13 protein-coding genes and 1 pseudogene are annotated in these 13,234 nt (G+C 32.2%); 1 reads left to right on the forward strand and 13 read right to left on the reverse strand.

What is annotated here, in order from left to right; all coding sequences use genetic code 11:
• Positions 1 to 28 precede the first annotated feature (28 nt).
• The 4 genes from RK02_RS10975 to RK02_RS10990 all read right to left on the reverse strand — a co-directional run bounded on the left by RK02_RS10975 (position 29) and on the right by RK02_RS10990 (position 4,274).
• A complete protein-coding gene (locus tag RK02_RS10975) occupies positions 29 to 481 on the reverse strand; it encodes a PTS sugar transporter subunit IIA (RefSeq protein ID WP_016184308.1) in 453 nt (150 codons plus the stop codon).
• Positions 482 to 1,894 (reverse strand): glycoside hydrolase family 1 protein, encoded by a 1,413-nt coding sequence (locus RK02_RS10980; protein ID WP_016184309.1) that lies wholly within the window; start codon positions 1,892 to 1,894, stop codon positions 482 to 484.
• Positions 1,891 to 3,252 (reverse strand): PTS transporter subunit EIIC, encoded by a 1,362-nt coding sequence (locus tag RK02_RS10985; protein WP_016184310.1) that lies wholly within the window; start codon positions 3,250 to 3,252, stop codon positions 1,891 to 1,893. The genes RK02_RS10980 and RK02_RS10985 overlap by 4 nt, the downstream gene beginning before the upstream one ends.
• Positions 3,253 to 3,335: 83 nt before the next feature.
• Entirely contained in the window at positions 3,336 to 4,274 is a 939-nt protein-coding gene (locus RK02_RS10990; RefSeq protein WP_018451722.1) for a PRD domain-containing protein, read from the reverse strand.
• 755 nt (positions 4,275 to 5,029) lie between these two features.
• On the opposite strand from RK02_RS10990, the gene RK02_RS10995 reads away from it, so the two are divergent.
• Entirely contained in the window at positions 5,030 to 6,634 is a 1,605-nt protein-coding gene (locus RK02_RS10995) for an IS1182 family transposase (protein ID WP_016184312.1), read from the forward strand.
• 205 nt (positions 6,635 to 6,839) lie between these two features.
• Here RK02_RS10995 and RK02_RS12400 read toward each other — a convergent pair whose 3' ends face one another.
• From RK02_RS12400 to RK02_RS11035, 9 genes and pseudogenes are all read right to left on the reverse strand, one after another.
• On the reverse strand, positions 6,840 to 7,013 hold the full coding sequence (locus tag RK02_RS12400) for a hypothetical protein (protein ID WP_016184313.1): 174 nt from the start codon (positions 7,011 to 7,013) through the stop codon (positions 6,840 to 6,842).
• Positions 7,014 to 7,271: 258 nt separating this feature from the next.
• Positions 7,272 to 7,581, reverse strand: a pseudogene (locus RK02_RS11000) (DUF4176 domain-containing protein).
• The gene (locus RK02_RS11005) at positions 7,574 to 8,476 is read right to left on the reverse strand and encodes a hypothetical protein (protein ID WP_016184315.1); all 903 of its coding nucleotides are present in this window, start codon (positions 8,474 to 8,476) and stop codon (positions 7,574 to 7,576) included. Before RK02_RS11005 ends, RK02_RS11000 begins: the two are co-directional and overlap by 8 nt.
• A 2-nt stretch (positions 8,477 to 8,478) precedes the next feature.
• The gene (locus tag RK02_RS11010; RefSeq protein ID WP_248620861.1) at positions 8,479 to 9,228 is read right to left on the reverse strand and encodes a hypothetical protein; all 750 of its coding nucleotides are present in this window, start codon (positions 9,226 to 9,228) and stop codon (positions 8,479 to 8,481) included.
• A 156-nt stretch (positions 9,229 to 9,384) separates the two neighbouring features.
• The gene (locus RK02_RS11015; protein WP_016184317.1) at positions 9,385 to 10,191 is read right to left on the reverse strand and encodes a hypothetical protein; all 807 of its coding nucleotides are present in this window, start codon (positions 10,189 to 10,191) and stop codon (positions 9,385 to 9,387) included.
• A 21-nt stretch (positions 10,192 to 10,212) separates the two neighbouring features.
• Positions 10,213 to 11,055 (reverse strand): hypothetical protein, encoded by an 843-nt coding sequence (locus RK02_RS11020; RefSeq protein WP_016184318.1) that lies wholly within the window; start codon positions 11,053 to 11,055, stop codon positions 10,213 to 10,215.
• Positions 11,056 to 11,512: 457 nt separating this feature from the next.
• Positions 11,513 to 11,968 (reverse strand): DUF5085 family protein, encoded by a 456-nt coding sequence (locus tag RK02_RS11025; protein ID WP_016184319.1) that lies wholly within the window; start codon positions 11,966 to 11,968, stop codon positions 11,513 to 11,515.
• 2 nt (positions 11,969 to 11,970) lie between these two features.
• Entirely contained in the window at positions 11,971 to 12,447 is a 477-nt protein-coding gene (locus tag RK02_RS11030; RefSeq protein ID WP_016184320.1) for a hypothetical protein, read from the reverse strand.
• 6 nt (positions 12,448 to 12,453) lie between these two features.
• The gene (locus RK02_RS11035; protein WP_016184321.1) at positions 12,454 to 13,098 is read right to left on the reverse strand and encodes a hypothetical protein; all 645 of its coding nucleotides are present in this window, start codon (positions 13,096 to 13,098) and stop codon (positions 12,454 to 12,456) included.
• Between the last annotated feature and the right edge of the window lie 136 nt (positions 13,099 to 13,234).

The following is a 13,234-nucleotide window of genomic DNA, read 5'->3' on the forward strand; positions in this document are numbered from 1 at the left end:
AACCTACTCCTTTTTTCGTTTATATAGTTTAGAAAATAATTTTTATTATCTCGCTTTGAACAGAAACTTCGTTTTCTAATTGCAATTTTGTAATAGAAGAATCTGAAGATAAATTGATTAAAATGACCGTATCCTCATACCCTCTCTCTGAAATCAAGTCTCTGTCAAAATCTAGCAATAAACTTCCAGCTTTTACATCTTGCCCTAACACAACAAAAGAGCTAAATCCTTCCCCTTTGAGTTCAACAGTATCGATGCCGATATGAAGTAAAATCGTTAATCCATCATCTGATTGAATGGTAATGGCGTGTTTGGTATCAGAAAATTGGGTCACTTTCCCAGTTATAGGAGAAAAAATTTGGTTTTGTGATGGCCTAATAATAACACCATCACCTAACATTTTCTCTGCAAAGACTGAGTCGCTGCAAGCGGTAATATCTTGAATAAATCCAGAAACTGGTGCCTTAATAATATTTTCCATCTATTTCTCCCTTGTTAAATAATCATTGATAAATGCTTGATACCAATAATAACTTTTTTTCTTATAACGATTATACGTTCCATTTCCATTATCATCAGTATCAACATAGATAAGCCCATAACGTTTTCTCATCTCTCCAGTTGAGTTACTAATCAAATCAGTACCAGCCCACATACAGTATCCTATGACATCTACTCCATCCGAAACTGCCTCTTCAAGCTGTTCAATGTGCTGTCTAAGATATTCAATACGATAATCATCATCAACTGTCCCATCCATAAGTTCTTCTGTTACACCTATCCCGTTTTCAACTATAAACAATGGAACTTGATATAGTTCATACAATCGATTAAGAGCAAATCTGAGTCCAACCGGATCGATTTGCCACCCCCACTCTGATGACTGTAAATGAGGATTTTTTAATCCCGAAAAAATATTTCCATTCGTCAGCTCAGTAATTATCTCTTTTCTTCCATAGGACAAACTCATATAGTATGAAAATGAAATAAAATCAGCTGGAAATTCCACAAGTAGAGAAAGCTCTTCTTGCGTTATGTCGAGGTTAATATTTTTTTCTTTAAACAACCGTTTACTATAGAAAGGATATTTCCCTTTGACAAATAAATCCAAAGCAAATAGTTCTCTATCACGTTCAAAATTATTAGCTTCCAAAACATCCTCTGGGTGTGCAGAATAAGGATAAACTGGAGAATATTGAACCATACATCCAATCTTGGCTTTAGGACAAATTTCATGACACAATTTATTGGCTTTGGACGCAGCTACTGCTTGATTATGAAGCAGTTGATAGCCCAGTTCCTCTAAATTTGTGTCTTTCTCAGGAATTGTTGCACCACTATGAAAATGAAGTTTAGTTGCTGAATTTACCTCATTGAATGTCAACCAGTATTTAACTTTATCACGGTAACGTTCGAAAACAACTTTGCAGTACCTTTCAAAAAAGGCTATTAATCTCTTATCTGCCCATCCATTATACTGTTTAACTAAATGTAGTGGAACTTCAAAGTGAGACAATGTTACAATAGGTTCAATGCCAAATTTTAAACATTCATCAAAAACATCATCATAAAAACTTAAACCAGCCTCGTTGGGTGTGACTTCATCGCCTTTTGGAAAAATTCGAGACCAAGCAATACTCATACGGTAACAAGTAATCCCTAGCTCTGCGTATAAAGCAATATCTTCCTTATATCTATGATAGAAATCTACCCCCTTATAAGAAGGATAATAATCAAATGATTTATCTATCATTTCCTTGGGATTGAAAATATATTTATGCCTATCTTTTGCACCAGGCAATACATCTGCAGTTGACAGTCCCTTCCCATCAACATCATAGGCTCCTTCAATCTGATTTGCTGCTGAAGCTACCCCCCATAATAATTGTCTCATTTTTCCACCTCCTTATCTGTAATTATGTATGAAATAATAAATGCTAAAATAAACGATACTGAAATAGAGATAATAGCATTAACAAACGTAGGACCTGCCAATACTGGAATTGATGGTAAACCAGCCGGAGACATGCCATATGAGTTAACTCCTAGCAAACCTGATAAGAAACCTCCAACACCACCAGCAATAATTGTTGCTAGCAAGACTTTACGATTAACAAATGCAACACCATAAATAGCAGGTTCTGTAATACCAAGTAATGCTGTCAGACCAGTTGCAATTGATACTTGTTTATTATTGCTATTTTTTGTTTTAAATCCATAAGCTAGTACTGCACCTGCAAGTGCCAAATTCGCACAGAAGGATGGACCTGCCCAGAAAGTATCATGTCCGACCATTGTAAAGTTTGCAATAATGATTGGCATCAAGCTATAGTGCAATCCTGTAGAAATCAACAGGATTAAACTTGCTCCAAGAATTCCACAAACTAACCATGTATATTGACCAACAACTGAATTCATCAAAAACGCAAGTCCATCACTAATATATGATGCAATAGGACCAAAAATACCAAGAGTCAACACAGCTAATACAAAATAGGTCAATAGCGGCTCTAAGAAAGTAGCAAACATTTTTGGAATTACTTTCTTCATGACTCTCTCAACATGAACTTGAGCAAGTACTGTTAAAATAATTGGCACAATTGAATTTGAATAAGTAACTAAACGGAATGGAAGTCCGAAAAATGAGAAATATTTACTTCCTTCTTCTACCAATCCAGACAACTCGGGCATCATAAATGTTGCCACAACACTCATTGCAATGTATGGGTTAACATTAAAACGTTTTGCACTGCTATTAGCAACCATAAATGCGATAAAGTAAAGTGGTCCATCGGCAATCAGTTCTAACAGCCGAAATGTCGTACTCTCTGGATCCATCAATTTGAATGAACTAATCATTGAAACTACTGCAGACATAAGACCCGCAGCTATAAGCGCTGGAATCAATGGTACAAAGCAATCAGCTAAAGTATTCATCACTTTGACAATAGGATTACTCTTTATACTCTGATCCTTTTGAGGTTGATGTGATACCTGCTCTTCAGTAAAAGTATATTGTTCCATAATATCATCATATACCTCATCAACATGTTGCCCTATAATGACTTGAATTCCACCTTGTTGGTCTTTAACCCCAGCTACGCCTTTAATAGCTTTTAAATTATCTTTTTTTACTAACTCAAGATTTTTCAGCTGAAAACGTAAGCGTGTTGAACAATGCTCAAGTGAAGAAACATTATTTGAGCCGCCAATTTCTGTAATAATTGATTTTGTAAGTTCTGAATGTCTCATAATATTTTCCTTTCTTATTAACAAAAAAATCCAACAAATCAAAATTGATTTTGTTGGATTTTGCCAGCCTTACTGTAACACTCCTAATAAATAATGCGATTTAAATGTAGTTTTAGATATGATTTCTCATGCTGATCTAAAGATTTGTTATAGTACTCAACCAATAGATGTTCAATTTTATTAATAATATCATCGATTTCAACTGATTTATCAGTTTTCAGTAGAATTTCTACTTCATCTCTCTTAGACTGCTCCTTACCAAAGTAGCGAATCCCAAAATATTTTAAATGTGTAAGAAATCTGCTATAGTCCAAGGACCCAACATCAGTATCAGGTAATAACTCCAATACCTGTTTAGAGATTAAGCGAGTTAATTCTAGAACTTTCTTTACTTGAGATACCTGCTGAAAATCATCCCCTCCGGCATTAATTAGATGCATTGCAATAAAGCCAATTTCATCTTCTGATAAATCAATATCTATCTGAGCATTAAGAAAATCAACAATCCATTCTGCTACTTTATACTCTTTAGGGTAAAAAGCTCTGACTTCGTCTAGTAAACTGAAATTTAATTGAATATCATCATAGTAACGCTCAATTGAATTATTGATATGATCAGCCATATTGATATACGCAGAAGTATTTAACTGAATATTCAATTTTTTGGTGGCATAACGAATTATAACGTTTGCTAATTCAAAATATTCCTCTGGAATATCCTCAATAAGTTTCAACAGATGGTAATTTTTTTTTGATTCTTCATTTGCATTACCAAATTGACGTTCAATCTTCGTTTCATCAACAGTTTCGTCAATAGTTTTTCCGAATGAAATGCCTCTTCCAATCAGTACATACTCACTGCCATTTGTATCAACAGCAGTCAGTGCACTATTATTGAGTATGCTAGTAATTGTGTATGTCATTGTAATCCTTTCAGATAATAAAAATAAAATACCCAACAAAAACAGCTTAATAGCGTCTGTTAGGTATTGCTTTTCATTACACCCTAAATTTTTTAACAAGTAATGCTCTTATTACGATAACACCTTGCATAATGATGATACCTCCTTTTGAAATCGTTGTCAATACATTTATAAAAAAATTTTTGCATTATCAAAATTTGGATATTTTCGAAATCGCTAAATTATAGAAAAGTTGAATTCAATATTGGAGCTGATTTTTATTAGTTTACCAATTCGTGTCCACAAAAACTATACCCCTATTTATAATCTATTGATTCAAATTTTATGAAATTAATCAGTAGATATCGTCCTGAAAAACCTTGATAATACGCTGTATTTAGTCCGACTGAAAACCATACTTTCCAAACTAGGTTTTAAGTTTATAAAGAATTTTTGGAAAATCTAGATACTGTATGAATCTCTACCTTTTTCTCTACCTTTTTTTCTTAGACTGTTATAAAGTCTGCAAGAATAAGCTTTATAGGTGTAGAAGTTAATTTTTACAGAGGTTAAGTAAGGGTTTCAGTACACGTCAATAGACGTCAAAATATTGATTTGAAGCGATTTTTGATTTTTCGAAATTCATTACATTGAGCTACAAATCAATAAAAACTCTACCTTTTTAGATAAATATATCATTTGGATATTGAAGTTAAGGGGCTGACCCAAAAGTAGCTCCTAAATGAAAAAATAGAGGTCTTTCCATTTAGATAGTAGTGGAAAGACCTCTATTTATCTTTTGAAAGTGAATACAAAAATAAAGCACACTCTGCTATAATATAGGTGACTAATCCATTTAAGAGAGGTGCTTTATCATGTATCAAAATTATAACATAAAACAAGTTTGTTTGCCTATAGATCTTGAAATTAAATTAGAAAAAAATGATTTCGCTCATGCCATTGTGCAGTTTGTTGACTCTATTCCCGATGCAGTCTTCCTTCCTTATTATCAATCTATGGGTAGACCTCAATATCACCCTCGTATGTTACTTTCTGTTATTCTTTGTGCCTATATTCAAGGTGTTTATTCCGGCCGCCAAATACAAAATATGTTGATAGATAGTATTCGGATGCGCTACTTATCTCAAGACCAAATCCCTAACTTTCGTACCATTAATCGTTTTCGCGTTCATCCGATTATGAACGATATTCTAGACCATTCGTTTATTCAATTTCGTGAGCTACTGGTTCAAAGTGGCTTAATCAGCGGGAGTGCTTTATACATAGATGGTACAAAAATTGAAGCGGATGCGAATAAATACTCTTTTGTTTGGAAAAAAAGTATTTTAAAGTATAAGGATAACCTTGATCAAAAAGCCCTTGAAAACTACCAACAAATGGTGGAAACAAAAATCTTACCTGAGTTAATAGATGATTTAAAGGATGAACTTTCCATAGAAGAGATTGAAAGGATTCGTCAATCTTTGGAAGAAAAGGAAGAACAATTAATTGAAGCGATTGACCAAACCGAAACGGTAGAAGAACGAAAATTACTTCGTAAAGAAAAATCTGAAGTTCATAAGCAGAAAAAGCAATTTGATGATTTCGTCCAAAGAAAAATGCGCTACGAAGAACAATTGGTGATTATGTGGGTGCGTAATAGTTTCTCAAAGACAGATTATGACGCTACTTTTATGCGAATGAAAGAAGATCACATGCTTAATGGTCAACTAAAACCCGGTTATAATATTCAACTTGCGACAGAAAATCAATTTGCTCTTGCTTATGATTGTTATCCAAATCCAACAGACACACGAACATTTATCCCATTTCTTGAAAAGATTGAATCAAAAGTAGGTTTACCAGAAAATATTGTCGCAGATGCTGGTTATGCAAGTGAAGAAAATTATTGTTATGTGTTAGACGAAACAGAATCTACACCAATTATCCCCCATCAAGGATACTTAAAAGAGAAGAAACGCGCCCATAAACAAAATCAGTTTCATCGAGATAATTGGCCTTACAATGAGTTGGATGATTACTATATATGTCCCAATCAGAAAAGAGTAGTGTTCTCACATTATTCACAACGTAAAGATAGAAATGGATTTATTCGAAACTTCAAAATCTATGAATGTGAAGATTGTACAGGATGTCCATTGAGAGAGAAATGTACCAAAGCAAAAGAAGGAAAAAATCGACGTTTGAATATCAATCCAACCTGGGAATATATAAAAATAAAAGCGAAAGAAAAGATAGAAAGCAAAGAAACAGCCTTATACTATGCGCAGCGAAAGACAGATGTCGAAACTGTTTTTGGGAATATTAAACAAAATATGAATTTTAGAAGATTCCATGTCCGAGGAGCTGAAAAAATTTTTAAGGAAATGGGACTTGTATTTCTTGCGCACAATTTTAGGAAATTAGTAACTAGAGTAAGGAAATATGAGGGAAAAATAATCATACAAAACCAAATATAGGGGGAAATCCTCTATATTTCATCCAAAAAACAAAAAAATCGAAGACATCTTTCAAGGGTGCCTTCGATTTTTGGATTCAAAAGGGACTAATGGGTCAGCCCATTTTGATAAATAGCTTAAGCGCTTCTTAGTTTTATCGCTGCATAGACTATTTTCCTAATTTTAAGCATAAGAATCCTTGCCAATTAGATTTTTCATTTACATGTTAATCCTCTTGTTTTTTCTTTGCTTGTTGTTTTGGGTACCTATCTTTTAACCATTTTTCAAATTGTTCATTAAATGCTTTTTCTCGCTCTTTTTCTTCTTCTGTAAGTTCTCGAATGCCGACAACTTCAGGAATCGTTGTATCGTTCCATCTTGGGTCACTAAATTTTTTCATTCTGATTCCTCCATCTAGTATGATGCTTGGTTTTTCTCCATCTTCAGTGACTAGAATATACTTATACGACTTGATTATATCATTACTTTACCCATTTGTAATTTTCCTTATCCAGATTCCTTCTACACCATTGATAATAGCAAGCAAAAGATGAAAAAAAGAATGGTAATTCAGCTGTACTTTACAAATAATTTACTAGTAAAAGAAGATTACAATTAAAGAATGAGAGACAAAGATGCAAAAGTGCCTTAAAATCAATTAGTCAATCTGCTTTCGTGGAATTTCCAAGTTTTCTTCCCACTCATGATAAACTTTTAAAAATCTATCTTCTTCATCATCATGATAGCCCTCAAAAACAACTTCATCAATATTTTCATGTTGGAAAAATAACGTTGAATTTGTTTGCAATCCTACGGGGTAGAGAACTCCCATATAGCCCACAAAGACCTGCTCCTTGGTATCAGGATCTTCAAAAATAGCCCCACGACCAACAATAACTAACTTTTGTGTTTCCTCTTCAAGATAAACAATACTTCCTAGTGGTTAATAATTCTTTTGATTTATTCATTTTCTGTTAACTCCTTGTGTTTTTTCAAATAAGAATTACCGTAAAACTCAGTTTTAGTCTTACCTTCCCAATTTCGGTATTCTTCTGGGTACTTTAGTTTATAATAACCAGTTAGTAGGTAAGGGAATATCAAATAGATTTCAAATACTGCAACGATACTATTTAAGGCTAAAAAAAGAACTAAAAAGCTTAAAAAAGTGATATTATCTGATAGCTCCATAGTTCTATTTCTCAGAAAGAAGCTAGTAAAAGCTAGAATGAATATAATAAATCCACCGTATTTTTTCAGAAATTGAAGTCCTTCCCCTAAGACACGAACACTTTTTGACTCCTTTTCAGCATCACCATACAAACATTTTTTTATTGATTGATACCTAAAATAAAATAGCAAAATAAATATAAAAACATTCAGCGCAGAAAATAGTATTGCATTTAATTTGCCCAAAGTTGGAAAAATAAATGTTATAAAAAATAAATTAACCTCAATCAAGAACCATAAGATATCTGTCACAAATATATGAAAATGCCCTCGATATCCCAAAATGAAACGTTGATTTAATAATTTTCCCAAAAAGACTACTCCTAACCATACGATAGCAAAAATATAATAAAGCTTATATGTCATAAAGTTAGTAGCAGGTGGTACTAAGAAATCGTTAAAACTACCGCTTCTAAATATTAAATCCGATAAAAAAGCAGGCAATAAATTTAAACCGAAAACACAGATGATTGCTAAAATAATTACCCAAATGGTTGATTTTAACGTTCCTCTAAGTGCCATTTTCTCTTCTGTTTCAACTTCTTTTAAGAAGTTATTTAAAGCGAATGAAATTATCGCATCATCATGTAAATTTAGACTATCTTCAAATTTAGCGTTAAATATATTTTTCTTCATTGTCACCCTCCAAAATCTATTGCTTTACCTATACCACTAATATAATTTAAAACTGTTTTCACCGTTTCAGATGCTGAAGAAGCTACTACTTTACCTACTTTTTTTATTTTCTCTGTAGTATTATCATATACTGTATAAGCAAATTCTTTAGCATCACTTGCAAAATCTGGATTTACACATTTTGCTAGTGAAATGACTCCACCGACAGCAAATCCGACTACTGCCCCTGCCGCAGCTCCTAAAATTGTTCCTAGTATAGGAACTGGAATCGCAGTACCAATTGCTCCACCATTTGATGCTCCATTTGTTCGAATATTGATGATAGCAGAAAGAGCTGTAATACCACTTCCGCCAACAACTAACAAAATGCAACCTATTTTTTCTGATAGTAGATATGCTCTACTATTAAATTTTTCATGTTTTTGAACACTCGATTTTATTCCTTGAAACATTCTAATTTGAGAATTGATAATAAAACCTACTGTTAGTATCAAATCCAAAATAGCTACAATTGGATTTTTCTGATAAATCAAAAAAATGATAGCAATTGAACCAGAGAAGAAAAGTATAAAAAGGGTTAAAACTAGATAGCATGAGCTAAAGTATTTTTTGTAAATATTTCGGTGATGATGCCTTATTGAAAATATAATGTAAACTAAATAAATAATAAGAACTGCTATCAATAAAGGATAATTGATAAAATGATATTCTTTGATTGTTTGAATACCCATAATAACAGGTAAAAAACTCATCAAGAAATAATCAAGAAACGCTATAATGAATAAAACCAAGAAACGCTTATTGATAGACTTTTCCATTGAACGTTTAACAAAGGCTTCATCTACAATATATCCACTCTCTTCAAAACTAAATTTAAATAGTTACATACATTCTCCTTATCCAAGGTATCATTTTTTCAACGATTCTTTGTACATTTTGGATTTTTTTCCGTACCATTCTTCAATGGAGTAGTCAAATTTAACACGGTATTGTTCAAAATACTTGACTACATAATAACCCTTATATGACTCTATCATCAGAAAATATACCCCTAAATAGATTATCGTCGGTATAAAAGGTTCCAGTATAGCATCTATACCTCTGTTTACACTTCCATTTGAATAAATATTGGCAATAGCAATTAATGCAGGGAGTCCACTACTTCCTAGAATCAATAAAATAATACCAACTTTTTCTGATAAAATATAGGCGATTGAATTAAACATTTCTTTATTTTTTACACTCTGTTTTATCCCTTTATGAAGCCTATACTGTGTATAATAAATTGTAATAATAAAGATAGAAAAAGAGAGAACAGGAACAAATACTCCCCCTTCTAGAAATTGTGATAGCTCTACAATTTCAAAAATAAACATTAGCACAATTAAAGAAAGAGTTATATAAAAATATGTTAGATATTTTTTTATAAAATTTCTTCTAAAGTTTTTAACTGATAAAAATACGTAGCTACTATAAAATAGTACTATTAAAACTAAGATTGGAATGTTTAAAAAATTAAGTTTTAAATTTTGAGGATTATTTATCATCAAAATTTGCATAAGCATTGGAAGCATCACTAAACCAATATATAGTAACAATGCTAATAAAAACATTCCTATGAATCGTTTCTTTTTAGACGGCTGATATGTTCTCTTAACATAGGCTTCATCTACAATATATTCACTTTCTTCAAAACTAAATTTAAATAGTTGCATGTATCCTCCTTATCCAAGATATCATTTTTTCAACGATTCTTTGTACATTTTGGATTTTTTTCCGTACCATTCTTCAATGGAGTAATCAGATAATTGACGATAATCTTCTAAGTATTTTTGTAAATAGTAACCTTGGAAATTATCTGCTCCTAAAGCAATTAAAAAATAAAATCCTAATAACATAACTAAAGGGAAACCTAGCAACCCTAAGGTTCTAAATAGATCATTACGATAAATATCACCTCCTCCTGGTAAAAATAAACGTAGAATAAAGAGAAGTAGAACAACTTTCCCACCATACTTTTTAGAAAAAGTCACAAAATAATCTAAAAAGCGGGCTAGAGGATTCTTGAAAGACTGTTGACCATAAAGAGCTTTTAAGGCATCTTGTTTAAACCATTGATAGCGCTCAAGTCCGGCAAATAAAAATAGTAAGACATAGATTGCAGTTCCTAAAATATTTCCCAAAACTAAGGAAGCTCCAATGATACTAAAAATAATTCCCTGAATATGAAGACACCCCATTATGACAAACATACTCTTATTAAAATAATAGTAAGATAAAACCCGATTATTCTTAATTTTTCGCGTCTCCAAAAGATAATAACACGTTGGTAGAATTCCAATGAGTAGAGGAATTAACATTAGAGTAGCAGCTTTAATAAAATAAGGTCTCCCTGCATGATTGTCAGTATAAATACCTATCCAATATATACATAGCATAAAAAACAATACAGTAAAAAATCCAATAATTTTTCGCCAGTAACCTTTTTCGTTAATATCTTCCATTGATGTCTGGATATACTTATCCGTCACCAGATTCATGCTTTCTTCTAGTGAAGTATTAAATAGTGTTTTTTTCATCATAACCTCCTATCCCAACCAACCTAAACTTGATGTTGTCGAATTTATCCTATTCGATATGTTCCCACCTATTGATGATATAACATTGTTGGCTGTATTTGAGATAGCTTTTCCAATATTTTTAGTCGTTTCAACTGGATCATCAATCTTACCTGGTTTACATTTTTTCTAGTATTGATTGACATGATTTATTCCGCTCACGAAAACCAGCTTTATATTGTTTCCGATTTTTGATGTATGGCGTTTTGAAAATCGCAGAGCTTTAATGAAAATGTAACTATCAATAGCAAGCAAAAGATGAAAAAAAGAATGGTAATTCAGCTGGGCTTTACAAGTAGTTCACTAGTAAAAGAAGATTACAATTGAAGAATGAGAGAAAAAGATGTACGAACCCGTATTCAAAGTTAGATTTTATTTTCCTAACATTACATTAACTATTCAGTTTTCAATATCCTATTTAATAAGCGTAACCAAGAAATACTATGACTTGTCCAGAACCATCTGCTGGTAAGATATGGTAAAATGGTGTATTCATTTCCTTATTATTGGCTTCCAATGTCCATAAAAGACGAGCATAAGCAACTTCCGTTAAAGTTTCATAATTATTATCGACCGTTGTCAAAATCATATTATTCATTTCAAAATATGATGAGAAAATAAACTCGTCGCTTTCTACATAGGTTTCTTTTACAGGTAAAAAGAATTCTATGTCCACATTCTCATCATATGGCGTGTTATTCAAGCTATAAAACAGTGTATCGTTGGGATGTAACCCCAAAGCTTGAACAGCATGCATAAAAGAATCAAGTCGTTCCGTCATCTCGCTAAAATGAAAAGTCTGGCGTCTCCTCACAACATTTTCAACAAAGAAAGAATCTCGATTTCCAACTCCTTCAGCTACTCTATATCTCATAATTACACTACCTCACTATAGACATCGATTAATAATTCATCATCTTGATAAAATAAAACATGATAAACTAAAATATTTTCCAACTGTTCCTCGTTATATTTACTAGATAATTCTCTATAATACTGATCTAATTCCGCAAGTGATAGGCGAGTATAATCATCACTTTTTACTAATTTATGCTCTGTAAAAATGATAGAAGATTTATTCTCACCCAGTTTTTGAAAAGCATTTCCAAATGTTGTAAAGATGGTTATGCTTTTTTTCTTTGAGAAAAATCCTCTTTCACCTGCCTTAAAAGGATTTATAGCAAAATATACCGGCCCATCAGAGTAAAAACCTTGTTCCAACATTTCGAAAATAAAATTTTGAGAAGACTTAAATACCTCTTGACAAAGTTGTTCACTTGTCCATTTTTCAGGTATCGTTGTCTCATAACCGATTTGATTAATAATTGTCAAGTTTTTCGTTGTAAGTTCCATTAATAGTTACCTCGTTTCCTTATATTCTGGATCTTTATGAATGAGATAAGCGGCATAAAACGAGTCGACAATAAGACCTGGGGAAACTACCGAAAATAATAGTCCTAATAGTACACCAAATAAACTTTGAATATGACCTGTTAATAGAGATGGAGCTAGCAACACTAATCCAAAGATAATGCCATAGCTTAATAAATGAGAATTTTCTTTTTTCTCGGCTTCAACTCCGCAACCAAGGACCCGCTCTTTTTTGACCTTATAACAATACCCATAATAGACGCTCGAAACAATGATGGTAACCAACATTACAATAATATAAAGCAAAGCATACCAAGAATACACATTTTTTTCAGCAAACATGAAGAATCCAATAAAATTCATATCTAATAAAAATATTAAAAAATTTATTCCAATAAGGATAAAGGTTGCTACCTGAAATTTGTAATATATTCTTTTCATAAATGAAAGAACGATACTACATACATTCATAATTACAAATACTTGAAAAATCAACTTACAATACTCACTTTGAATCTCATATGATGTTATAGCATAGTGAAATAACGATAACATAACCGTTAGCCAAGAAAAACCAATCATACTGAGGGACATAGCGCCACTTAAAAAAGGAAGATAATATCTTTGTTTCATGTTAGTTAAACCATCCTTTCAAATTATCTTTTACCATAGTAGTTATTGATTTTCCATCCCGGAATGACACATCATTAAGCATAAATGAAAACATTACCTGCCCTAACAATGCACCACCCACAGTACCTAGAGGTGG

It is taken from the genome of Enterococcus columbae DSM 7374 = ATCC 51263, from assembly GCF_000406925.1.
In the GTDB taxonomy this organism is placed as follows: Bacteria; Bacillota; Bacilli; order Lactobacillales; family Enterococcaceae; genus Enterococcus_E; species Enterococcus_E columbae.

Bases quoted from the DNA above. Each gene is read 5' to 3' on its own strand.
- RK02_RS11020 (WP_016184318.1), bottom strand. From the start codon at position 11,055: ATGAAAAAAACACTATTTAATACTTCACTAGAAGAAAGCATGAATCTG.
- RK02_RS11005 (WP_016184315.1), bottom strand. From the start codon at position 8,476: ATGAAGAAAAATATATTTAACGCTAAATTTGAAGATAGTCTAAATTTA.
- RK02_RS11015 (WP_016184317.1), bottom strand. From the start codon at position 10,191: ATGCAACTATTTAAATTTAGTTTTGAAGAAAGTGAATATATTGTAGAT.
- RK02_RS10975 (WP_016184308.1), bottom strand. From the start codon at position 481: ATGGAAAATATTATTAAGGCACCAGTTTCTGGATTTATTCAAGATATT.
- RK02_RS10995 (WP_016184312.1), top strand. From the start codon at position 5,030: ATGTATCAAAATTATAACATAAAACAAGTTTGTTTGCCTATAGATCTT.
- RK02_RS12400 (WP_016184313.1), bottom strand. From the start codon at position 7,013: ATGAAAAAATTTAGTGACCCAAGATGGAACGATACAACGATTCCTGAA.
- RK02_RS11010 (WP_248620861.1), bottom strand. From the start codon at position 9,228: ATGAGTTTTTTACCTGTTATTATGGGTATTCAAACAATCAAAGAATAT.
- RK02_RS11025 (WP_016184319.1), bottom strand. From the start codon at position 11,968: ATGAGATATAGAGTAGCTGAAGGAGTTGGAAATCGAGATTCTTTCTTT.
- RK02_RS11035 (WP_016184321.1), bottom strand. From the start codon at position 13,098: ATGAAACAAAGATATTATCTTCCTTTTTTAAGTGGCGCTATGTCCCTC.
- RK02_RS10980 (WP_016184309.1), bottom strand. From the start codon at position 1,894: ATGAGACAATTATTATGGGGGGTAGCTTCAGCAGCAAATCAGATTGAA.
- RK02_RS10985 (WP_016184310.1), bottom strand. From the start codon at position 3,252: ATGAGACATTCAGAACTTACAAAATCAATTATTACAGAAATTGGCGGC.
- RK02_RS11030 (WP_016184320.1), bottom strand. From the start codon at position 12,447: ATGGAACTTACAACGAAAAACTTGACAATTATTAATCAAATCGGTTAT.